The 22630-nt window shown below is 38.4% G+C and carries 22 protein-coding genes and 1 riboswitch; of the genes, 2 read left to right on the forward strand and 20 right to left on the reverse strand.

Annotation, left to right across the window (positions count from 1 at the left end):
* Positions 1–9: 9 nt before the first annotated feature.
* The 6 genes from thiM to BQ5321_RS14675 all read right to left on the reverse strand — a co-directional run bounded on the left by thiM (position 10) and on the right by BQ5321_RS14675 (position 5344).
* Positions 10–816: a hydroxyethylthiazole kinase gene (thiM, locus tag BQ5321_RS14650; RefSeq protein WP_071395176.1), complete on the reverse strand. Its 807-nt coding sequence runs from the start codon at positions 814–816 to the stop codon at positions 10–12.
* An 85-nt stretch (positions 817–901) separates the two neighbouring features.
* A riboswitch (TPP riboswitch) is annotated at positions 902–1012 on the reverse strand.
* A 78-nt stretch (positions 1013–1090) separates the two neighbouring features.
* A complete protein-coding gene (locus tag BQ5321_RS14655; protein WP_071395177.1) occupies positions 1091–1714 on the reverse strand; it encodes a branched-chain amino acid aminotransferase in 624 nt (207 codons plus the stop codon).
* Positions 1715–1903: 189 nt separating this feature from the next.
* A complete protein-coding gene (locus BQ5321_RS14660; protein ID WP_261798760.1) occupies positions 1904–2101 on the reverse strand; it encodes a 4-oxalocrotonate tautomerase in 198 nt (65 codons plus the stop codon).
* Between the two features lie 24 nt (positions 2102–2125).
* Positions 2126–2908: a 2-keto-4-pentenoate hydratase gene (locus tag BQ5321_RS14665; protein WP_071396934.1), complete on the reverse strand. Its 783-nt coding sequence runs from the start codon at positions 2906–2908 to the stop codon at positions 2126–2128.
* Between the two features lie 40 nt (positions 2909–2948).
* On the reverse strand, positions 2949–3728 hold the full coding sequence (locus tag BQ5321_RS14670; RefSeq protein WP_071395179.1) for a 2-keto-4-pentenoate hydratase: 780 nt from the start codon (positions 3726–3728) through the stop codon (positions 2949–2951).
* 128 nt (positions 3729–3856) lie between these two features.
* Positions 3857–5344: an aldehyde dehydrogenase gene (locus BQ5321_RS14675; protein WP_071395180.1), complete on the reverse strand. Its 1488-nt coding sequence runs from the start codon at positions 5342–5344 to the stop codon at positions 3857–3859.
* Between the two features lie 280 nt (positions 5345–5624).
* Between BQ5321_RS14675 and BQ5321_RS14680 the strand changes: the two genes are divergently transcribed.
* Positions 5625–6401, forward strand: a complete 777-nt coding sequence (locus BQ5321_RS14680; protein WP_071395181.1) for an IclR family transcriptional regulator — start codon at positions 5625–5627, stop codon at positions 6399–6401.
* A 63-nt stretch (positions 6402–6464) separates the two neighbouring features.
* On the opposite strand, the gene BQ5321_RS14685 is transcribed toward BQ5321_RS14680, so the two are convergent.
* The 9 genes from BQ5321_RS14685 to BQ5321_RS14725 all read right to left on the reverse strand — a co-directional run bounded on the left by BQ5321_RS14685 (position 6465) and on the right by BQ5321_RS14725 (position 17140).
* The gene (locus BQ5321_RS14685) at positions 6465–6779 is read right to left on the reverse strand and encodes a metal-sulfur cluster assembly factor (protein ID WP_071395182.1); all 315 of its coding nucleotides are present in this window, start codon (positions 6777–6779) and stop codon (positions 6465–6467) included.
* 156 nt (positions 6780–6935) lie between these two features.
* Positions 6936–9485 (reverse strand): helicase-related protein, encoded by a 2550-nt coding sequence (locus tag BQ5321_RS14690; protein WP_071395183.1) that lies wholly within the window; start codon positions 9483–9485, stop codon positions 6936–6938.
* 133 nt (positions 9486–9618) lie between these two features.
* The gene (locus BQ5321_RS14695; RefSeq protein ID WP_071395184.1) at positions 9619–10377 is read right to left on the reverse strand and encodes an exodeoxyribonuclease III; all 759 of its coding nucleotides are present in this window, start codon (positions 10375–10377) and stop codon (positions 9619–9621) included.
* A 47-nt stretch (positions 10378–10424) separates the two neighbouring features.
* A complete protein-coding gene (locus BQ5321_RS14700) occupies positions 10425–10934 on the reverse strand; it encodes a dUTP diphosphatase (RefSeq protein ID WP_071395185.1) in 510 nt (169 codons plus the stop codon).
* A 60-nt stretch (positions 10935–10994) separates the two neighbouring features.
* A complete protein-coding gene (locus BQ5321_RS14705) occupies positions 10995–11996 on the reverse strand; it encodes a zinc-dependent alcohol dehydrogenase family protein (RefSeq protein ID WP_071395186.1) in 1002 nt (333 codons plus the stop codon).
* A gap of 165 nt (positions 11997–12161) precedes the next feature.
* Positions 12162–14834, reverse strand: a complete 2673-nt coding sequence (gene ppdK / locus BQ5321_RS14710) for a pyruvate, phosphate dikinase (protein ID WP_071395187.1) — start codon at positions 14832–14834, stop codon at positions 12162–12164.
* A gap of 2 nt (positions 14835–14836) precedes the next feature.
* The gene (locus BQ5321_RS14715) at positions 14837–15655 is read right to left on the reverse strand and encodes a pyruvate, water dikinase regulatory protein (RefSeq protein WP_071396935.1); all 819 of its coding nucleotides are present in this window, start codon (positions 15653–15655) and stop codon (positions 14837–14839) included.
* A gap of 390 nt (positions 15656–16045) precedes the next feature.
* Complete coding sequence (locus tag BQ5321_RS14720) at positions 16046–16495, reverse strand: SRPBCC family protein (RefSeq protein ID WP_071395188.1); 450 nt, start codon at positions 16493–16495, stop codon at positions 16046–16048.
* A gap of 120 nt (positions 16496–16615) precedes the next feature.
* Positions 16616–17140: an HD domain-containing protein gene (locus BQ5321_RS14725; RefSeq protein ID WP_071395189.1), complete on the reverse strand. Its 525-nt coding sequence runs from the start codon at positions 17138–17140 to the stop codon at positions 16616–16618.
* 338 nt (positions 17141–17478) lie between these two features.
* On the opposite strand from BQ5321_RS14725, the gene BQ5321_RS14730 reads away from it, so the two are divergent.
* Complete coding sequence (locus BQ5321_RS14730) at positions 17479–18411, forward strand: manganese-dependent inorganic pyrophosphatase (RefSeq protein WP_071395190.1); 933 nt, start codon at positions 17479–17481, stop codon at positions 18409–18411.
* A 105-nt stretch (positions 18412–18516) separates the two neighbouring features.
* Here BQ5321_RS14730 and BQ5321_RS14735 read toward each other — a convergent pair whose 3' ends face one another.
* The 5 genes from BQ5321_RS14735 to BQ5321_RS14755 form a co-directional block, all read right to left on the reverse strand.
* Positions 18517–18990: an N-acetyltransferase gene (locus BQ5321_RS14735; RefSeq protein ID WP_071395191.1), complete on the reverse strand. Its 474-nt coding sequence runs from the start codon at positions 18988–18990 to the stop codon at positions 18517–18519.
* A gap of 181 nt (positions 18991–19171) precedes the next feature.
* Positions 19172–19609 carry a peptidylprolyl isomerase gene (locus BQ5321_RS14740; protein ID WP_071395192.1) on the reverse strand — a complete coding sequence of 146 codons (438 nt, stop codon included), beginning with the start codon at positions 19607–19609 and terminating at the stop codon, positions 19172–19174.
* A 90-nt stretch (positions 19610–19699) separates the two neighbouring features.
* Positions 19700–20515 (reverse strand): uroporphyrinogen-III synthase, encoded by an 816-nt coding sequence (locus BQ5321_RS14745; protein WP_071395193.1) that lies wholly within the window; start codon positions 20513–20515, stop codon positions 19700–19702.
* A 108-nt stretch (positions 20516–20623) separates the two neighbouring features.
* Positions 20624–21424 (reverse strand): HAD family hydrolase, encoded by an 801-nt coding sequence (locus BQ5321_RS14750; protein ID WP_071395194.1) that lies wholly within the window; start codon positions 21422–21424, stop codon positions 20624–20626.
* Between the two features lie 32 nt (positions 21425–21456).
* Complete coding sequence (locus BQ5321_RS14755; RefSeq protein ID WP_071395195.1) at positions 21457–22548, reverse strand: branched-chain amino acid aminotransferase; 1092 nt, start codon at positions 22546–22548, stop codon at positions 21457–21459.
* Between the last annotated feature and the right edge of the window lie 82 nt (positions 22549–22630).

A 22630-nucleotide genomic window follows, 5' to 3' on the forward strand; every position in this document is an offset into this window, starting at 1 on the left:
ATCTCCTCCTTATAATCTAGTAAATGACCCATATAAATCAATTTCTGACGAAGATACAAGTGAAAGCTGATTGAGAAATTCAGTTTGAAAGCTACCTTGTCCCTGTCCTTCTGTTTTGTTAGCGGCTATTTCAGCAGCCACTCCATAGAAAACAAGTGCTGCAGTTGCTGCATTCAAATAATTCTTTTCTACAGCGGCAAAGGCCCCAATCACAGCTGTTAGCAAACAGCCCGTACCTGTAACATTGGTTAATAGTGGATGACCATTATAAACAACATTTGTTACGGTACCATCGCTTATTATATCTTCCTTTCCTGTCACAACTACTACTGCATGAAGGCTTTTAGCGGCATCTCGAGCAAGGCTATAAACATCACCTTTCACCATTCCCGCGTCAACACCCTTTACTTCCCATTTCTCTCCAATAAGATTTGCAATTTCAGCACTATTACCGCGAATAACGGAAAATTGCACTTCCTTTAATAGCATTTGAGCAGATTGAGTTCGGAAGAACGTCGCACCAACACCAACAGGATCTAAAATGACCGGAATATTACTCTCATTTGCTGCTTTCCCAGCAGCAATCATAGCTTCTACCGTATCACGATTCAACGTACCCATATTGATGACGACAGCTGCAGAAGCTTTTGCCATTTCAGCTGCTTCTTCCACAGCATCGGCCATAACCGGCGATGCCCCAAGAGCTAGCAGCCCATTAGCAGAGAAATTAGCCACTACTATATTTGTAATATTATGTATGAGTGGATTCATTTCTTTTATTCTTTTTAACAGTCCATGTACCATAGTTTTTCTCATTTCCCATTCCTCCTTAAACATCCTTTTTTACGTAAAAAAAGCCAGACCCATTATTGGACCTGACTTGTTGTAGCCGAGAAAGAAAGTGATTGACTCCCTACTTTCCTACGCCGGTATAATCCGGATCAGGTCCAAAGGGTTGAAAAACAGCCGTCTTTCTCTCAGCCCAAAAAGATGGGCACCCCCAGTAGATGTTCTAATATTCTTATTAATCATAATGCTATACTGAGAAAATGTAAAGAAGGAAATTAGAAAGTAGTATAAACATTAATGCTCAACTACCTTCTTCAATTTCCTCGACCAAATGAAACAGCAGCTCATAGATCGCATGATAGGCTTCCCGTATCGTCCATTTCTCTTTGTACTCCATTAGATTATTTAATGAAAAATTCAAATCCCAAAGTCCGTCATTTGCACTAAACATTAAATCAAACGTTGCATCTTCCTGCTGAAGATTGGTAGTTAAAAAGGCTTTGATCCTATTTTCTGCTTTTTTTGGTAGTTTTAAGCCCAGCATGACATCATAATGGTAAAAAACACTATCTGCTTCAAATGAAATCGCATCAACACCAATCACCTCAAACCATGGAGATTCCAAGTACATAAATTCATCAAGCTTCTGCTTAAAATATCCAATAGGCTGATCTAAAAAAGCGGTCGATTCCTCAGCTAATAATTCTTCCGTTTCTTTATTGCTTCTTTCAATATATACTTGTTGAAACCTAGAAGCTGGATCTTTTTCAATAAGGATTACAGACGAGTCCTCCGGCAGCAATCTATGCCGCTCAATGTAATCCTTCTCTTCCTTATACAATTCAACAGAGTATTTTTCACCTTCTGCTGACTGTTTTTCAGCTAATAATCTCTCAACGTATAACATTATTTGTTTTCGTAGCATGTTACCCATCCTTTATGTAGTATTCATTCATAATCATCCAAGGTATGTATATGGTTGTATCGCTAATAATATTGAAGGTTTTGCAGAGAAATTGCAAATATTTTCATGGGAATTGCTTCAAACTATAAGATGGGTAACGCAAAAAATCGAACTGATGTCAGATCAGTTCGATTTTTATAATATGAGAAATTATCTTCCAAGGTCTTTGGCAGGTACTCCACCAATTCCCCAATGTGTCTTAGGCATTTCCGTAACTAATACACGAACAGTTTGTTTCGGAGCTCCAAGAGTTTCTGATACAGTGTCTGTCACATTGCTGATTAATTCTGTAATTTTTTCAGGTGGTCGACCTTCCATAATGTTAATTTGAATGAATGGCATAGCAATACCCCTCTCATGATTAGGATTAAATTATTCACCGACTGTGAAAGTAACTTCACCAAGACCGTCAAATTTGCCTGATACAAAATCCCCAACGTTTAACAGTACAGCGCTTGTTAGCGCACCAGAAAGAATTAAATCGCCCTTCTTAATCTTTTGTCCTTTTCTTGCTAGCATATTAGCAAGAACGGCAATGGCATTAGCAGGATGTCCTAATACAGCAGCACCTGCTCCTAATTCTTTAATTTGTCCATTGATAGATAATGTAGAGCCTACTAAATCAAGGTCAAGCTCACTAGGCTTCTTCAATGTATTACCAAATACCACTCTAGATGTAGATGCATTATCTGCAATAACATCTGTCAATGTGAAATTAAAGTTTTCATAACGGCTATCAATGATTTCAAGCGCAGGTAAAACATATTCTGTTTTCGCTAATACTTGTGCACCGGTAATTCCAGGTCCTTCAATATCTTCGCCGATTAGGAATGCAATTTCCGCTTCAACCTTTGGATGGATTTGGAATGGGACAACTCCGCCATTATCAACTAGCATATAATCAAAAACATAGCCATAAATAGGCTCAGATACACCCATTTGGTCCCATTTTGCTTTACTTGTAAGTCCCATTTTAGGTCCAACAATGCGGTGACCTTGATCTAATTTGGTTTGAACAAGTAATTCTTGTGCTTGGTATGCTTCTTCAACAGTTAAATCCGGTTTAATGGTTGAAGTTACTTTTACCACTTCACGCTTTTCTACCTCTGCAGATACTAAATAATCGGTAATTTTCTTAATGATTTCATTTGCCATCATCTATTTCCTCCTTGTAAAATCATTTATCTCGAACGAATTATTTGAAATTAACGCTAACCTGTCCTAAATGGGCAAATCTTGCTGTGAATGAATCTCCAGCATTGGCTACGACCATACCTGAAAGAGCTCCGGAAAGAATGACTTCACCAGCTTTCAAAGAAATATCATAATCGGCTAGACGATTAGCTAACCAGGCTACACATGTAATAGGACTGCCGAGTGCCGCTGCACCGACACCTGTATTAATCATTTCACCATTTTGATATAAAACCATGCCAAGCAATTCAATATCAATATCCTCTAACTTTGTAGGTTTTCCACCTAATACATATAGTCCTGAAGATGCATTATCTGCTACAGTGTCTGGCAGCTTGATTTTCCAATCCTGTACACGACTGTCAACGATTTCAATAGCCGGCAACACATAATCTGTTGCTTGAATAACATCAACTGCTGTCACATTAGGACCCTTTAAATCTTTTTTCAAAACAAAGGCAATTTCACCTTCTATTTTTGGCTGAAGCATGTCTTTCATATCAACCGTTCCGCCGTTTTCCACTACCATGCTGTCTAACAGATGACCATAATCCGGTTCATCAACACCTAACATTTTCTGAACCGCTACAGAAGTTAAACCGATTTTTTTACCGACAATTTTTTGTCCTTCACTTAATTTCTTTTTGATATTTTCTAATTGAATGTAGTAAGCCTCATCCACATTGATTTCCGGATCTACAGTAGTAAGTGGATCAGTTCCTACTTTAGTTGCTTCTGCCTGTGCAAGAGCCGCAGCAAATTTTTCAATTTTACTTGTCATTTCATTCATCCTCTCTCTTATGTAAATTTTAAAAATAACCTTATTAATGAAACGTCTGTGAAGATTATGAAAATATCGCACGGTCGTAACCATATAACCGTGCAATATGTCTTTAGTCAGTTATAGAATTATAGTTTCACACAAATATTCGTTAATTCTGTATAGAACTCCCAGCTGTGTACACCGCCGACACGGCCAAGCCCACTGTCTTTTGTACCACCGAATGGAGTTCTGAAGTCGCGAACGAACCAGCAGTTGATGTAGGATAATCCAGATTCGATTGATTGTGCAACACGGTGTGCACGGCGGATATCGTTAGTCCAGATTGTGTTACTTAATCCGACACGGGAATCGTTGGCCATCGCAATGACTTCTTCTTCTGTATCAAATGGAATAATTGAAACAACTGGTCCAAAGATTTCTTCACGAGTACAACGAGCACCATATTCTAATCCCGTAATAATCGTTGGCTCAACGAAATATCCCTTATCTAAACCTTCAGGACGCTTACCGCCTGTCACGAAAGTAGCACCTTCTTCTTCCGCAATTTTGAAGTAGCTCATTACTTTATCATAATGTACTTTCGCAACCAATGCCCCTTGGTCATACTCCATATCAAATGGGTTACCAACTTTTAATTGTCTTGTTCTTGCTGCTAATTTTTCAACGAATTCATCATAGATGGAACGTTCTACAAAGATATTTTCACCGCAGACACATACTTCCCCTTGATTGGTAAAGCTTGATCTAATCGTTGTTTCAACAACTTCATCAATATTTACATCAGAGAAAATGATATTAGGGTTTTTACCGCCTAATTCGAAAGAAAGCTTTTTCAATGTTTTAGAAGCTTCTTCCATAATCTTAGCACCAGTAGACACTTGACCGATAAATCCGATACCCGCAATATCAGGATGTTTGTTGATGGCACTACCAGCACCTTGTCCAAATCCATGAACTAAGTTTACAACTCCGTCTGGAACGCCGGCTTCTTTCAGGATTTCCATAAGCTTTGTTGCCGTCATTGGTGTTAATTCAGAAGGCTTAATGACTACTGTACATCCCGCTGCTAATGCTGGTGCTAGTTTCCAAGTTAATAAGAATAATGGAAGGTTCCATGGCTGGATTAATCCAACTACTCCGATTGGGCGGCGGAATCCGTAGTTAATCGCACCGTGTACTTCATCTTGAAATGCTTCTGTTCCTACAGAAATCATATAATCAGCAAAGAAATGGAAGTTTGCTGCTGCACGCGGAGCATCAACGTGACGGGAGAATTTAAGATGCTTACCAGTATCTAATGACTCTAATTGGGCAATTTCTTCTTGCCTTGCCTCTAAGATATCTCCAACCTTACGGATAATCTTTGAGCGTTCCTGTGTGCTCATTTTTCCCCAAGGACCTTCTTCAAAAGCACGTTTAGCAGCTGCAACCGCTAAATCGATATCCGCTGCACTTCCCTCAGCAACTGTACCATATACTTCTTCTGTTACAGGATTTACATTATTAAATGTTTTACCATCAACAGATGGAACGAATTTACCGTCAATAAAATGTAAACAATCAAACGCTTTTACGATTGGTTCAACAATTGTATTTTTAGTGTCAACTGACATAATTAAGCATCCTCCTTGATTATAATTCATATTGGTTTGTTTTTCTAGAGTAATGATAACGCTACCGAGTTTCATATACAACTCACGAGTTGCTCTATATGCAACAAATTGAAAAATTGATCAATTTTTTTGTATTTTCACTGCTTTTAAATGATTAACTAGGTAAAAAGAATGAAGGATTCTCAATTTCCACTCTTTTATTCCTGGGATTTTTTTGATATATTGTTTCATATATAGCAACCATGTTTTTTTATACGAAATGAATTGAGGAGGATTACTCATGGCACAGGCTAATGAAGGAGAAACTTATCTTTCTTCTGTAAAAAATGCTTTGCGAATCTTGAACAGCTTTACAATGGATGAACCAGAAAAGAAGATAAGCGAAATTTCCACATCACTTGGATTGAATAAAAGTACGGTCTCAAGGACAATGGCAACACTAGCCAGTGAAGGCTTTGTCTTTAAGGATCCGGAAAAAAAGACCTATCGCTTAGGGTTTTCGATTCTCACATTAAGCGGAGTTATTAACAGTAACATGGATATATACCGTGAATCACAGCCCATACTCCATAAATTAGTCGAAACAATTGGTGAAACGGCACATATATCCGTTTTTGACAATTTGGAGGTCATCTATATTCAAAAAGTAGAATGTAACCACCCAGTACGTTATTTAACCCATGTTGGAAAAAGGAATCCTCCGTATTGCACAAGCTCAGGAAAGGTATTCATGGCTTTCGCAAGCGATGCTGTAGTTAATACTATTATTGAAAATGGCTTAGAAAAGTTCACGAAACATACGATTACAAATCCAGACGAATTAAGGGCACATCTAAAGGAAATAAGAGAAAACGGCTTTGCCTACAGCTTTGAGGAATTTTCAGAAGGGGTTGTAACAATTGCAGCACCTATTTATGACTATACCGGCAAAGTGATTGCTTCCCTTTCCATTGTTGGTCCAAAGCAAAGAATCAATCAACATAAAATACCAGTTATTGCCAAAAAAATAATTGCTGCAAGCCAAGAAATATCAAGAAATATGGGCTACTCACATTAAAAATACAATTATTTTAAAATAATAAAAAGACACTTAGCTCACAAGCAAAGTGTCCTTTTTTCATTAATCCCGTACCCCTAAAGCAATTTTTGCATATCGAGACATTTTGTCCTTCCCCCAGGGCGGATTCCAGACAATATCAATTTGAATATCTGTTAACTCCTTTATATTCATTGACAGCTTCATTTTCGCATCAGCCATTATTTGACCAGCCATTGGACAACCCATAGATGTCATGGTCATTTTGATAAATGCCTGCTTTTCTTCGTTAACTTCGACTTCATAGACTAGCCCTAAATTGACAATATCTATTCCGAGCTCTGGATCCATCACTTCTTCAAGTACTTCATATATTTGCTCAACTAATTCATTACTCACACTTCACACCTCTTTTATCTAATTTTCTATGCTCATGGAGCAGCAGAATAAAATATATTGATAACTATTCTCATTATAAAAGTAACATATATCACTGCCCAAAGTTGTGATGATAATCATATGACTATATTTTTGCATAAATTCCTTCTCGAGCACTCAATATTCAAATCGGTCTCCGTACCTTTTTGCATAACATGAATGACAAATAGAGTAACGATGATCCCACGGTAATTTCCTCTGACATTTACGGCATTGTTTTTGCATGTTCTTCACTTCCGTTTTTAGCTGTTCATGTACAAGCATACTGGTTTCCTCACGAATCCTTTCCCAATAAAGAGCATTCGTACGCTTATTTAACCGATAGAGAAATAAGAGATGCAGGCCAATAGCTTTATAGGTAAGCTCAAGATCCTCCAGTGTTCGCTGTTTCAATCGTGGCTCCGGCAATTCTCGTCCAGCTACAATTGCTTGCACACTTCTTTCCCATTGTTTAATCAATTCAGGCTCCCGCGCCGAAAAAGGCAGATGTAAAAGTCCATATAGGTCGGTTAAGGAAAGCCGTGCTTCTATTTCTGTACCTCGAATCCGTTCATATAGTTCTCTTTCCTCTGAAAGAGATGCTTTTTTGGTCCCCTTCGGACTTTTAAACTTGTCCCATAGCTCAAAAAAGGTTTCCAAATCACGGTAGTATCTTTGAAAGCGTTCAAAAATGCTATTTGTTGGAGCAATCGCGAAAGCTTGAATCGGCTCATCCTCCGCTACAAGAAGATTGCTCATTTTGGCAATATCCTCTTTAAAAGCAACTTTGCCAATATTATAAAGTCCTTTTCTACCAGCACGGCCGGCGATTTGTTTTACCTCTTGAGAAGTGAGGAGTCTTCTTGATGTACCGTCAAACTTCCTGTTTTCTAAAAATACAATTCGCCGAATCGGTAAATTTAGGCCCATTCCGATTGCATCAGTTGATACGACAATATTGGTCTCTCCATTGATAAATCGTTCGACTTGTTTCTTCCTTGTTTCAGGTGGCATACTTCCATAGATCATACTGACAGATTTACCATCCTGCTGAAGACGCGATGCCGTTTCAAGTACACGTTTTCTTGAAAAACAAATTAATGCATCGCCTTTTTTGACTTGCTTGATTCTAAATTCCTTTTCTTCCACTTCCAAAGGGATATCACGTTTATATTCTAGCACCTCTATATCTGATTCACCTAACAGCTGCTGTAGCATCTCGCGGGCATTCTTACTCGCAATAATATGAACCTCTTTAGCTTGAACCCTTGTAATGGCCTTATACCAGGAAAATCCGCGGTCCTTATCAGAAATCATCTGGGCTTCATCAATCACAACAACATCATAAGTATCCTTTTCATGAAACATTTCAACCGTACTGGAGATGTGCTTGGCATCAGGCGTTACTTTTTCCTCTTCACCCGTTTTTAAGGTACATGGGGTACCGTGCGCATTTAAAAAGTCGTAAACCTCTAGCGCTAACAATCGAAGCGGTGCCAAATAGAGACCGCTTTCAGCATTCATCATCCTTTGTAGTGCCTGAAAGGTTTTTCCTGTATTCGTTTCGCCGATGTGGAGCACATAATGAATATTTCTGCCTGCCGGTGGCAAAAACTCAAATTCAAAGATATCCTTTAAAATTCTTGCTTCCTCTGCTTTTTTTCTTTCTTTCTCAGCCTGTTCCGCCGCTTTTCTCTTCTCTCTTAATTGAACATCTGCAAAAAAGATTTTTTCGTGCAGTTTCTCATCAAATGAAATTTCAGCCAGTTTCAATAAATCCTCAACATACTCATCCTCAATATAGCCTAATAATTCACCGCTTAAATCATAGAGGAGCTCATTGACTATTTCTAATACAGCGGCTTTCAATATGGTAACTTCATACTTGAGATCTTGAGTTAATAGTTGCTGAATGAGTTGTTTTGGTACTATCTCAGCTAAATATTCCTGAATCCTATAGTCATAAATGTCATAGTAGTTTTCATATTCATAGCCCGTACTCCAATCATTGCTTTTTTGAATTTCACCGGTTACTTCTGAAAAAAATTCCTTTACCATTAGATAGTCCTTTGATAGAAAAAATCCTTGCGGAAACAGACGTTCTTCAATCACCTCGCTTGAAAGCCTTTGATATTTTGTTCTTGTTTCAAAATCACGTTTAAGATAATCAGCAACCAATTTTCGAGTATATAAATAGAACAATTGGTGTTGCTTTCTAAGCAGTGCATAAACCTCCGTTTCGATTTCTAGAATTGCCTGCTCCTTTTTCTCCGCGATTTCCTCATCTGCCTTTCGTTTTTGAAAATCAACTCTTGCGCTTTCATACAATCCCTTCCATTGTGCTTCGTCATGTGCATATGTATCATAAAGCCACTCCTCAATCGGAAAAGGCTGGTAGTTTTTTATCTCAGTGCGGAATAATTTATTGATTATCTTGCGATCCACACCTTCAACCTCAAAGCCCTGCTTACGTAAAAAATCCTTTTTTTCAATGCGGGGCGTTTTATTGGAAGCTTGATTAATCCAAACGTTGACCCAAATTTGTTCAATATAATGCTTACGTTGTAGAATATAGTCCGTAAAGGTTGGTATCTTTTCTTGATTCTGCAAGTAAAAAATAATATCATCCCGGACCTTCTGTTTCGCCCGCTCTATCGCAACAGGATAAATAGAGTCTAATTTGTTCATTAACTTTCCCACCTTTATTTTCAAACATGAACGTTTCTACATTTCCAATTATTTTTTATTATTCATCTTATGCGAGGGATTATTGCATCTTTGCGAAAAAAGCAGGATTAGCTCAAAGCTATCCTGCTTTTTTCTACTCAACATGGAGTTCCAGCATGATTGGGCAATGGTCACTGCCTAAAATATCACAATGGATATAGACATCCTTTAGTTGTGTTTTTAATGTATCCGAGACAAGAAAATAATCTATTCTCCAGCCAATATTACGCTCACGCACCTTACTCATATAGCTCCACCATGTATAGATATCTGTACGGTCCGGATAAAAATACCGAAAGCTATCGATAAAGCCGGCGCCCAATAAATCAGTCATTTTACCTCTCTCTTCAAATGTAAATCCAGAATTACCAATATTCGTCCTTGAATTTTTTACATCAATTTCTTGATGAGCGACATTTAAATCCCCACAAAAGATGACGGGTTTATGCTGATTTAGTTTGATTAAATGCTCCTTCATGGCATCTTCCCAAACTAATCGATAACCTAGCCTTGTTAAATCCCGTTTAGAATTTGGGGTGTATACATTTACAACATAAAAATCCTTATATTCTAACGTTATGACCCGACCTTCTGTATCAGGTTCCTTTAGTTCAATTCCATAGGTTACAGCAAGTGGTTTCTGTTTCGTAAAAACAGCTGTACCAGAATACCCTTTTCGTTCAGCATAATTCCAGTACTGATGATAACCATCTAGTTCAAGAGAAATTTGCCCTTCCTGAAGCTTCGTTTCCTGTATACAGAAGATATCTGCATCTACATTGGCAAAATAATCTAGAAATCCTTTTCGAACACACGCTCTTATACCGTTTACATTCCATGATACTAATTTCATTACAGTTCCCCTTGATTGTATTTCGCTTTGAATATTGCCATTGTTTCTTAGTAGCCATTATCCTGTCTTTGATGATTAATTTCATTTTTTCGTATATAGGCTTGTTCAATTTCTTCCGGGGTGAAACCGAGCCTAGTGCCAAGCTCCAAATAGGCCACAAAGGCATTAATATAATGATAGGCATCCTTTTCTTTATTCATCATGACAATCTTCTCTGTCACAAGAATAAAACTGGCTACAAGCGTTCTTTCCTCACCTGCTTGCTTTAGTTCGTTTGTATAAATCTCTAATAATCGGTCTACATCATATTCGTAATCATTCGCAATACTTAAGAAAAAGTGCAGCGAATCCACATATTCCTCTAATAATACTTGATTCTCACTTGCTCCCTTAGTACTCCAATGTTTGAAACAGCGAGTTTCATTGGCTAATTCAGAAATTTCTACAAGAAGAGCAAGCACTTTATTTTCTGCTATATTTTTCCCCTCTAGGCTATGCTCTCTAACGATTCTTTCATCAAGAATCTTTTGCATTTCACATAATCTTTTAATATTCATTGTTTAATCATCCTCATACTATTCCTTATATTAGTTTACATAATATTATTATTGACGATTTTATTGCGACCAATTATTAGTTAAGACGATTTTCCCCATTGCCTGATTTGAATCTAAATAACGATGAGCTTCTGCAACTTCATCAAAAGTGAAGCGTTTGGGATCGATTAACGGTCGAAGCTTTCCTTCTTCAATAATCTCCGTGATTTGCTTTAAGAAATGGCCATTCTGCTTGCGGTGATTTTCATTTAAAATATGCAAAAGCATGAAAACAACATGAAAACTTAATCCTTTTGAATGAAGCGGGGTTAAATCATGCGTAGACCTGGCTGCAATCGCAACTACTGTTCCATGTAAGGCGGCAGCAGCGAAGGACCGATCCAAATTTTCTCCTCCCACTGTATCAAAAATATAATCGAACCCTTTCCCATTCGTATACTTTTCGACATACTCCTGTACTGATGTTTCCTTATAATTTATCGCAACATCGGCTCCAAGCTCTTTAGCCAACTCAAGCTTTTTCATGTTTGATGCTGTCGTATACACTTTTGCACCTGCCCACTTCGCTAATTGAATAGCTACGTGTCCAACACCACCTGCTGCTCCATGAATTAATATTTCATCTCCGGCGGATATTTGAGCACGGTCAAACAAGGCTTCCCAGGCTGTAATGGCTACAAGCGGAATAGCTGCCGCTTCCTCCATCGTTAAATTTTTCGGTTTATGAGCCACTAACCTAACGTCTGCAAGCATGAATTCCGCCAGAGCCCCACCTGTTCCCTTAAACCCGCCTGCACAGCTATATACTTCATCACCAGGTTTATATTCAGTCACACCTTCTCCGACTTCTGCGACAATTCCAGCAACATCACCATGCAGGATGGCTGGAAAAGCCGGAGAAACAGCCGGCACCAAACCGCTGCGGATTTTCGTGTCAATCGGGTTCACACTGGTAGCCTTCACCTCAATTAACAGATGACCTGGTGTTACCGTCGGCATTGGTACCTCTTCTACTTGAAATACGGAAGGTTCACCAAATGAATGAATAACTTGTGCCTTCAATTATATCAGCTCCTTATATGTAAAACGGTAAATTATATTATAGAGTCATAGAACAACTTTCTTATACACTGCAGTCTGCCATCGATATCATAACAATTCTATTTTCAATTGTACATGAAAAAGAAATAGAGAGCACCGTTAAGGAGATGCTCTCTATCTGACCGTTTATTTTGAACCAATGGTTTCCTTTTCGTCCGTTTGTTCATGACGAATTGTTGCTTGAGCTGCAGCAAGACGTGCTAAAGGCACTCGGTATGGTGAACAGCTTACATAATCTAAACCTGCTTCATAGCAGAAGGCAATGGAGGATTTTTCACCGCCATGTTCACCACAAATCCCTGTTTTTAAATTAGGCTTCACTTGACGTCCAAGCTTAACACCTGTTTCAACTAGTTTACCAACACCCTGTTGATCAAGCACAGCAAATGGATTTTCAGGAAGAACCTTTTGCTCGATATAGGATTGCAGGAACTTACCTTCTGCATCATCACGACTGTAGCCGAAGGTTGTCTGCGTTAAATCATTTGTACCGAAGGAGAAGAAATCAGCTTCTTCAGCGATTTGATCTGCTGTAAGAGCAGCACGTGGAACTTCAATCATAGTTCCTACTAAGTAATCAAATTCCTTGCCTGCTTCTTGCTTCACTTTTTCAGCGGTTTCAACAACAAGCTGGCGCATCGCTTTCAGCTCATTCACATGGCCAACAAGTGGAATCATAATCTCCGGCTTTACTTCCAGACCTTTGCTGATTAATGTTACAACCGCATTGAAAATAGCTTTTGCCTGCATTTCGTATATTTCAGGGAATATCATACCTAAACGACAGCCGCGATGTCCTAGCATCGGGTTAAACTCGGCTAGCTGATTTACTTTTTTCAATAAGTATTCCTTCTCTTTTAATTGGGAAGAATCTGGTGCTGTCATTTGCAGCTTTGTTACTTCTACTAGAAGCTCTTCTTTATCAGGTAAAAACTCATGCATTGGAGGATCAAGTAAACGAATCGTAACCGGAAGACCTTGCATGGCTTCAAAAATACCTTCAAAATCACTCTGCTGCATTGGTAATAATTTATCTAATGCACTCATACGCTCTTCGTAGTTTTCTGCCAATATCATTTCCTGTACAATCGGTATCCGTTTTGGATCCATAAACATATGCTCGGTACGGCAAAGTCCGATTCCGCCTGCCCCAAATTCCAGTGCTTTCGCAGCATCTTCAGGATTGTCAGCATTCGCACGAACACCAAGCTTTCTTGTTTCATCTGCCCATGAAAGCAATAATTGGAACTCTTCAGAAAGCTGCGGATCAATCATTGGTATTTCTCCAAGCATGATTTCGCCTGTTGAACCATCAATGGTAATGACATCACCATATTGAACAACGGTATCGCCGACAGTAAATTTCTTTCCAGCTAAATCTATTTTTAATGCTTCACAACCACAAATACAGGCCTTCCCCATTCCACGGGCTACAACGGCAGCATGACTTGTCATTCCACCACGGCTAGTCACAATTGCCTGCGAAGCCACAATTCCGTGAATATCATCCGGTGTTGTTTCAGGACGAACAAGAATAACCTTTTTCCCATCATTCCCTAACTGCTCCGCTTCGTCTGCATCAAATACCACTGAACCTGTAGCAGCCCCCGGTGAGGCAGGTAAACCTTTAGCTAATTGTTTACGTACAAATGTATCATCAATGCGACGGTGAAGAAGCTGATCTAACTGCTCTGGATCAACACGTAGTATAGCTGTCTCCTTATCAATAATCCCTTCCTTTACCATTTCAACAGCAATACGAATCGCAGCCTGTGCTGTTCGTTTACCTGTTCGTGTTTGCAGAATAAATAATTCGCCACGCTCAACGGTAAATTCGATATCTTGCATATCTTTATAATGTTTTTCAAGTAATTGACATGTCGCCGTAAACTTTTCATACACTTCAGGCATGTCTTTTTGAAGCACGTGAATTGGCTGTGGTGTACGAATTCCTGCCACCACGTCTTCTCCTTGTGCATTGATTAAGTATTCACCATAAAGAGTAGCTTCACCTGTTGATGGGTTACGTGTAAAGGCAACACCTGTACCAGAATCATTTCCCATATTACCAAATACCATGCTTTGGATATTTACAGCCGTACCTAAATGATCAGGAATTTTGTTCAAGCGACGGTAAATAATCGCACGCTGATTGTTCCATGAATCAAAAACAGCATTAATAGCCAGGAATAATTGCGCTTTTGGCTCCTGAGGGAAATCACTTTTCGTATGTTTTTTTACAATTTCTTTATAACCAACTATAACTTCCTTCCAATCCTCAGCCGTTAATTCAGGATCTGCCTGATAGCCCTTTGCTTCACGGGTTTCTTCTAAATATTGCTCAAAATAAAAGCTGTCAATGCCAAGTACTACATTACTAAACATTTGAATAAAGCGGCGGTAAGAATCATAAGCAAAGCGGGCATTTTCCGTTAAAGTGGCAACACCCTTTACGGTGTCATCGTTCATACCAAGGTTTAATACTGTATCCATCATTCCAGGCATAGAAAAAACAGAACCTGAACGAACAGAAACCAATAATGGATTGGACGGGTCACCTAATCTTTTTCCTGATTTATCCTCAAGTGTTTGAAGCGCCGCTATAATTTGTTCTTCTACGTATTGAGATATTTTTTTACCGGCATCATAATAATCATTACAAGCTTGGGTAGAAATGGTAAAACCAAATGGAACAGGTAAACCGATATTCGTCATTTCAGCCAAGTTTGCCCCTTTTCCCCCTAATAAGTCTTTCATTTCACTATTTCCTTCATTAAATAAGTAAACAAACTTATTCATTATTACCTGCTCCTCTCACTTTTCAAAATATCTATGATAAGATTGGCTGTTTCTTCCACAGCCTTGTTAGATACATTAATTACCGGACAGCCTACCCGCTTCATGACTTTCTCAGAATGCTCAAGTTCCTCAAGAATTCTTTCAAAGCTAGCGTAGTTCGCCTCCGACCTTAGACCAAGTGATTTTAGACGCTCTTTGCGAATTTCGTTCAATTTATCTGGTGTGATCACTAAACCAACACACTTATTTCGTGGAACTTTAAAAAGTTCTTCTGGTGGTGAAACCTCCGGTACTAACGGGACATTTGCCACCTTAAATCCCTGGTGTGCCAAATACATTGACAATGGTGTTTTGGATGTTCGCGAAACACCGATTAAGACAATGTCCGCCCGCATAACCCCACGAGGATCACGACCATCATCATATTTAACAGCGAATTCAATCGCTTCTACACGACGAAAATATTCATCATCAAGCTGTCTCATTAATTTTGGCTGATGATTTGGCTCTTTTTTAAATCTTTTCATAAAGGATTCCATGAGTGGATTCAAGAGATCGACAGCGATTATTCCCTCTTCATTAGCACGCTGATCTAGATATCTCTTTAACTGTGGAATCACAATCGTATAAGCAATAATAGAGTTTGTCTGCCTTGCCATCGCAAGAACTTCTTCAATATCTTCTTTGTCCTCTGCATAAGAATGCCTGCGTATGTCCACATACCCCCCATTAAATTGGGTTGCGACAGCTTTTACAACAAATTCCGCAGTTTCACCTACAGAGTCTGAAACAACGTACACAACTTCTTTTTCTGATAAAATAATACTCACACCCTTTTCTATAACCGAGGGATATCATAAATTCAATGAAATGAGATGTAGTTTATAAAGCGCTACCATCTGCTAATAAAAAAGAAAGCCAAACTATCCAAACCAAACATTAACTTATCAAGACAACATGATCATTAATCCTAAACATCGATTAAATATGTTATACTTTTTATGAATATAGAATAACACATTTAAAAAAGCTCGTGAACATTTTTTTCGTTAAAAAGTGAACAAATTTACAAAGAGCAGATAATAGGAAAGGAAATCAAAACCATTATATATCAAAAAAGGATAGATAAATAGGCTTTTGCCTTTATTATCTATCCTTTTTAAATATTAAAATAGTTTATTAATAAAATAATGTTTTTTTCACAAAAAAAATCAACGATTAACGATATCCTCTATTTTTTGTCCCACAGCAAGTGTGAGTTCTTCCGTCATTTCTGGGATACTAGTCTTTAGAAGTGGGTTCATTACCTTGGCCAGCTTTCCACCAGCTGTGATTTCCAAATATCCAGTCATACTCGTTCTATTATCAGATATTTTGACCGCTTTAAAATAACCATGACCATTTAGTTTTTCATTAATTCCCATTATATCAAATGTAACTCTCTCCGGTTCTATCCAATTCGTTATATTTACCTTTAGCTGAATCTTCTTCTTAAGAATTCCAAAAGCACTTTTAAACGTCCAGTTCGATTCTCTTTCATTTATCATTTCATGCTCAATATAGCCTGGAATAAGCGGTGCCCATGCATCCATCGATTCAACAAATTTCCATACCTTATCAATCGGGACATTTACCTCCATTTTGTGTACGTGAGAAGACATCAGGTTCCATCCCCCTTTATTGTTACTGCACATGTTTAGACATATTCCAATTGGGAGAGGATTATTCTTATAGGAGCGAAATGTTGTTAATTGAAATAAGTCCGGCTAATTTAGCCAGACTTAAATATATTTTTCAGCATACACTTTATCTATTTTCTGATCTAATCGCTGTAATAGTCGATACGCCCGGTTGCTTTCAATTTGCCGATAGTGATGACTGCCCCCAGGCTCTTCATCCTTTTCATCCGCCCGTTTAACTATTTCCTGGAGCGGCGTCCGAACAATTTCACCTCCTGGGAAGTAAGAATCAGTATGAAACAGAATAGCTAGGGCGATTTCCTTTGCCTTTACAGGATTTTCACCTAATCGAATCAATAATTTATGAGCTCTTTCTGCCCCTTTGATGGCATGGATATCATTCTGTCGATATAAATCGTAATCCCATTTGCCATTTTTGTACCAAGTATAATGTCCAATATCATGCAGGAAAGCAGCTTTTGCCGCACTATCCACATCAACATTCTGCTCTTTAGCATACCTGTATGCATGGTAAGCACACGCAATAGCATGAACCAAACCAGACCGGGTAACATATTTTTGGGCTATATGGTGGTTAAAAATATCCGTTAAACAAACATCTCTCATACGTCTCCCTCCAGTCATAAAAATGAAATCGGTACAAGGAACCTGAAGATATTTTTTCTATCTTACTCTTTTTAGTTTAAGCTGACAAATCATTTGTTCTTTTATTATTATATTAGTTGTTTGGACAATTGGTCCCTTTCGGCAGGATGGATTTATTCGCTAAAATGATGATTTTCTTCGGCATTACCCACAAATCTGACTAATTAAATAGGAAATGGATAAAATATGAATTAAAATTGACTATTTTTTGTTAAAAATGTGTTAATATATGTTTGTTGAAACTTATCTAGATTATGACGATAGTTTCCAAAATTATTATTTCAGTAAGGAGCATACATATGGAAAAAATTCTAGTTCTCGGACATAAAAACCCGGATACAGACTCAATCTGTTCTGCTATTGCTTATGCAAATTTAAAATCTGAGCTTGGATTCAACGCTGAGCCTGTCCGACTTGGCGAAATTAATGGTGAAACAAAATACGCATTAGATTATTTCCAAGTTAACGTACCACGACTAGTAGAGAAAGTGGCGCCTGAAACCAATCAGGTAATCCTAGTTGACCATAACGAGCGCCAGCAAAGTGCTGACGACATTGATCAAGTTCGGATTCTTGAGGTCATTGACCATCACCGCATTGCCAATTTCCAAACGAGCGATCCATTATTTTATCGCGCTGAGCCAGTAGGCTGTACTACTACCATCCTAAACAAGCTTTATAAGGAACATGGTGTTGAAATTAAGAAAGAAATCGCTGGATTAATGCTTTCAGCCATTATTTCTGATTCTTTATTATTCAAATCACCTACCTGCACGGAGCAGGATAAGGCTGCAGCACGTGAATTAGCCGAAATTGCTGGTGTTGATGCAGAGAATTACGGTCTGGATATGCTAAAAGCAGGTGCAGACCTTAGTGATAAAACGGTTGAACAGTTAATTACCCTTGATGCAAAAGGCTTTGACATGGGCAATTACAAAGTTAAAATTGCACAAGTGAATGCCGTGGATACAAAAGATGTACTTGATCAGAAAAAAGAGATTGAAGAAGCGATAACAAAGGCCATCGCAGACGAAAATCTTGATTTATTCTTATTTGTTGTGACAGATATCTTAACTAATGATTCTGTTGGACTTGCGCTTGGAAAAATGACTAGTGCGGTTGAAACAGCTTTTAATGTGAAGCTTGATAACAACACCGCTGTTCTAAAAGGGGTAGTTTCGCGTAAAAAACAAATCGTACCCGTACTAACTGATACGTTAAAAGCTCTATAATATAGAACAAGGCTGTCCCAAAAGATGTCAGGGACTACAATGTAAAAATCATTGTAGGCACCTGACACCTAGGGAACAGCCTTTTTTGTAACTCGATTCACTCACTTATACACAGATATTATCTTTCACATACAGAATCATAGCAACCTCATCACAGTGATGAAGCTTTGGACAAGTAATACAATCCTTCCATACCTTTTGCGGCATTTTATCCTTTACAGTGATTTCAAAACCGCATTTTCGAAAGAAATCCACCTGGTACGTCAAAGAAATGAGCTTTTCAATTCCTAATCGCTTCGTTTCCTCAACAATTCTTTCTACGAGCATTTTTCCAATCCCACTCTTAAGTGCAGAGGTATCAACAACGAGTGAACGGATTTCTGCTAAATCCTTATCAAGAATCGTTAAGCTTGCCGATCCCACCACTTCTCCATTCTTCTCAGCTACAAAGACAGAAAAAATATTTTGATAAAGTGATTCCTTCGTTCTCGGCAGCAGTACCTCTTGTTCTGAATAAATATGGATTAGCTCATGCAATCTGTCAATATCTGAAATTTTCGCCCTTCTGATTTCAACCATTGTTGCCCTCACCTTTATCGATTTATCTTTAATGGTTATTATCATACTTTATTTTTGAGAAAAGTCAATAATTAATCATAAAATTGTATAAATATAAATCATTTCACTTCATTTAACTGTTGTTTGTGCATGAAAAAGCAGCTAAGTTCTGAACTTAGCTGCTTTTTCAACGAGTATTTACTTACGCTTCAAAGACCTCAACTTTTTCCATTACATCGCCATTTTTCATAGCAAGGACTGTATCCATTCCTGAAGTTACCTTACCGAAAACAGTATGTACTCCGTTTAAATGAGGCTGTGGCTCATGGACGATAAAAAATTGACTACCACCGGTGTCTCTGCCTGCATGCGCCATAGATAAAGAGCCTACTTCATGCTTATGTGGATTTCCTTCAGTTTCACATTTGATTGTATAACCAGGTCCGCCTGCGCCAGTTCCCGTTGGATCTCCCCCTTGTGAGACGAAGCCAGGAATGACACGGTGAAAAGTGACACCGTTATAAAAACCGCTGTTCGCTAGCTTTTCAAAGTTCGCAACTGTATTTGGTGCCTCATTCGGATATAAATCAAATTCAATTTTTTCGCCGTTTTGCATTTGTATGTATCCCTTTTTAGTCATTTGTATCCAACTCCTTTATAATTAATGAAACAAACAAAATAATCATATCATTTTTTACATCATTACACAAAGATAAGGAAACATGCTTCCTCATTCTTTCTTCTCGTCATAGTAATTCGCCAATTCTACAATCATCGCACCCATTCTCTCATGGGTAGGAACTACGATCCGATTAACTCCCACCTCACGCAATGCCTCAGCAGTCACCTTTCCTACCGCAGTTGCAACCGTTTGACTCTCGAAAGCTGTCAGTAACTGACCGCTTATCCCCTTCTCCTGCGCAAAGCTAAACAGTGAATGAGCTTGAATAGCTGTTGTAAAACAAACCGCATCAACCTCTCCAGCTAAGATTTCCTGACAAAGCGTATCAACGGTGTCGGATACTGGCGGGATATGCTGATAAGGCAGAAGCTGGGTTGTTACTGCTCCTTTTTCTGCTAAGAAGTTCATTAATCCGGGTGCCTTTTCACCATGTAGCTGCACGGTTACACGTTGCCCAGAAAAATCGACCTCCTTTAATTGCCGTATCAAACCCTGCGTAGTACCATCATCATCGGAAGCTACATTCATTAATCCATACTGTTTAAGAGCTGCGGCCGCTTTATAACCTCTAGTCGCTATTTTCGCTTTTTGGAGCTGTTTAATAAATGCTTCCTTCCTTCCTGATTCTTCTGCAAGCTCCAGCAAGGTTTGAAAGCCAATCCCCGTTGTGAAAATTACCCAATCCGCTCCTGTTTCAGTAAATGCAAGCAGACTGTCTCTTACTTCCGCGTCCGCCTTAAAAACGGTCCCCTGTAATGTGCGTACAAGCGCTGTCCCGCCCTGCTTTTCAATTAAAGCCGTCATTTCTTCTATTTTACGTGAAGCTCCGAGTACAATTTTCTTTCCTGTTAAAGATTTTCCCACTCTAATCACCCTTTCGTTCTTTTCAGCCATTATACTAATTAGAATCTCAACTATGAATTAAGAAAAGACCTCGGTTCATTGAATCCGAGGCTTTTGCTAAATGGCTATTTATTTCGTTTCTTTCACGTTAAGACTGTCTAAAATATTAAACAGGTCACTTAATTCTTTCATTTCATAATCTGGCACTACTTCATTACGATTTTTATTTGTACGGTTAATCCAAACGGACTTTATTCCTGCTCGAGAAGCACCTAAGATATCTGTCATCAAATTATCTCCAACCATTAATACCTCATCCTTTTGTACCCCAAGCAATGAAACAGCATGTTCAAAAATAGAAGGATCTGGTTTCCCTCTTCCAAAGGCACCTGAGATGACGATCTCGTCAAAATATGGAACAAGCTCTGGCGTAATGGTAAGCTTCGTTTGCTGCAAATCCGGAGATCCATTAGTAAGAAGCAATAATTTATATTTACCTTTTAATTCATCTAATATAGTAAAGCTATCTTCATATACGAACGGTTTTTTACGTCTTTCTTCCGGAAAGCGCTCAGCTAAGAGGGTAGCAAAATCATCGTCATCAATACCAAGCTGAGCAAGGCCTCTTTTCCATGATTCTTTTCGATAACCCGGAACAATATCCTTCATTTTTCGGAATTGATCATGATCATCTAAAAAATTTCCCCATAATCCTTCAAAAGGGTTGATTCCAATCATTTGCGTAAAGGGATAGGTTTCATAGCTCGCATACAGCTTTCTCGCCTCTTCCCGAACAGATGCTTCAAGCTTCTCAGGATCAACAGGATATTTTTCAGCAGCTACTTGACATGTAGCCGAAAAGGCTTCCTTCACACTTCGTTGATCCCATAGAAGCGTATCGTCTAGATCAAAAAAAATCGCTTTAATCATTCAGGTTTTTCTCTCCCCTTAGAAAAATCAGTCTATTTATGTTCAACTTTCTTCTCAACTTCCACGACCCAGCCAAATGGATCAGGCTTTTCGCCAAGTTGAATGCTTGTTAAAGTGTTATATAACTTCATAGATAATTCACCAGTCTTGCCACCATTTACGATTAACTTCTCATTATTCCAAAATAACTCACCAACTGGTGAAATAACCGCGGCTGTTCCTGTTCCAAAAACTTCTTCTAATAAACCATCTTGATAGGCTTGATATACTTCATCAATCGAGATTCTTTTTTCAGTCACAGGAATATTCCAATGCTTAAGTAAATGGATGATTGAATCTCTTGTAATTCCTGGTAAAATACTGCCGTTTAATTCAGGTGTAATGACTTCTCCATTAATTTTGAAGAAAATATTCATACTCCCAACTTCTTCAATATACTTTCTTTCGACACCATCAAGCCATAATACCTGCGAATAGCCGAGCTCCTCAGCCACTTCCTGTGCTTTTAAACTAGATGCATAGTTACCGGCCGTTTTCGCCTGCCCTGTTCCACCGGCTACCGCGCGGACATATTGATTTTCAACTGCTATTTTAACTGGATGAATGCCTTCTTGATAATAAGAACCAACTGGTGACATAATAATCATAAATTTATAGTTGTTAGCAGGATGAACGCCAAGAGTCGGCTCAGTTGAGATAATAAATGGTCGAATATATAGTGATGTCCCTTCAGCCTGCGGAATCCAATCACGATCAATAGTAATAAGTTCTTTTAATGCCTGAAGTGCAAGCTCTTCATCAATCTTTGGAATACAAAGTCGGTCATTTGACTGATTTAATCTTTGCATATTTTTTTCAGGTCTAAATAGCAGCACTTTCCCTTCAACTGAGTAATACGCCTTTAAACCCTCGAAAACGGTTTGTCCATAATGGAAAATCATGGCTGATGGTTCGATTGTAATAGGTTGATAAGGGATGATACGTGCATCATGCCAGCCTTTTTCTGATGAATAATCCATCACAAACATATGATCAGTAAAAACCTTACCGAATACAAGATTATGAACATCAGGTTTTTGTTTTTTATTGGTGGTTAGGGTGATACTAATGTTTTCGTTTGACATGATTTTCGTCTCCAATCTACATATAAAACTAAATATGAAAAATCTGATAGTAATACTTTATCACAAATTGGCAGATTTTAAA

The sequence above is a fragment of the Bacillus tuaregi genome, from assembly GCF_900104575.1.
GTDB classification, from domain to species: domain Bacteria; phylum Bacillota; class Bacilli; order Bacillales; family Cytobacillaceae; genus Bacillus_BD; species Bacillus_BD tuaregi.

Coding starts and splice junctions, on each gene's coding strand:
- thiM (WP_071395176.1), bottom strand. CDS start 816: ATGAGAAAAACTATGGTACATGGACTGTTAAAAAGAATAAAAGAAATG.
- BQ5321_RS14655 (WP_071395177.1), bottom strand. CDS start 1,714: ATGCTACGAAAACAAATAATGTTATACGTTGAGAGATTATTAGCTGAA.
- BQ5321_RS14665 (WP_071396934.1), bottom strand. CDS start 2,908: ATGGCAAATGAAATCATTAAGAAAATTACCGATTATTTAGTATCTGCA.
- BQ5321_RS14670 (WP_071395179.1), bottom strand. CDS start 3,728: ATGACAAGTAAAATTGAAAAATTTGCTGCGGCTCTTGCACAGGCAGAA.
- BQ5321_RS14675 (WP_071395180.1), bottom strand. CDS start 5,344: ATGTCAGTTGACACTAAAAATACAATTGTTGAACCAATCGTAAAAGCG.
- BQ5321_RS14680 (WP_071395181.1), top strand. CDS start 5,625: ATGGCACAGGCTAATGAAGGAGAAACTTATCTTTCTTCTGTAAAAAAT.
- BQ5321_RS14690 (WP_071395183.1), bottom strand. CDS start 9,485: ATGAACAAATTAGACTCTATTTATCCTGTTGCGATAGAGCGGGCGAAA.
- BQ5321_RS14695 (WP_071395184.1), bottom strand. CDS start 10,377: ATGAAATTAGTATCATGGAATGTAAACGGTATAAGAGCGTGTGTTCGA.
- BQ5321_RS14700 (WP_071395185.1), bottom strand. CDS start 10,934: ATGAATATTAAAAGATTATGTGAAATGCAAAAGATTCTTGATGAAAGA.
- ppdK (WP_071395187.1), bottom strand. CDS start 14,834: ATGAATAAGTTTGTTTACTTATTTAATGAAGGAAATAGTGAAATGAAA.
- BQ5321_RS14720 (WP_071395188.1), bottom strand. CDS start 16,495: ATGTCTTCTCACGTACACAAAATGGAGGTAAATGTCCCGATTGATAAG.
- BQ5321_RS14725 (WP_071395189.1), bottom strand. CDS start 17,140: ATGAGAGATGTTTGTTTAACGGATATTTTTAACCACCATATAGCCCAA.
- BQ5321_RS14730 (WP_071395190.1), top strand. CDS start 17,479: ATGGAAAAAATTCTAGTTCTCGGACATAAAAACCCGGATACAGACTCA.
- BQ5321_RS14735 (WP_071395191.1), bottom strand. CDS start 18,990: ATGGTTGAAATCAGAAGGGCGAAAATTTCAGATATTGACAGATTGCAT.
- BQ5321_RS14740 (WP_071395192.1), bottom strand. CDS start 19,609: ATGACTAAAAAGGGATACATACAAATGCAAAACGGCGAAAAAATTGAA.
- BQ5321_RS14750 (WP_071395194.1), bottom strand. CDS start 21,424: ATGATTAAAGCGATTTTTTTTGATCTAGACGATACGCTTCTATGGGAT.
- BQ5321_RS14755 (WP_071395195.1), bottom strand. CDS start 22,548: ATGTCAAACGAAAACATTAGTATCACCCTAACCACCAATAAAAAACAA.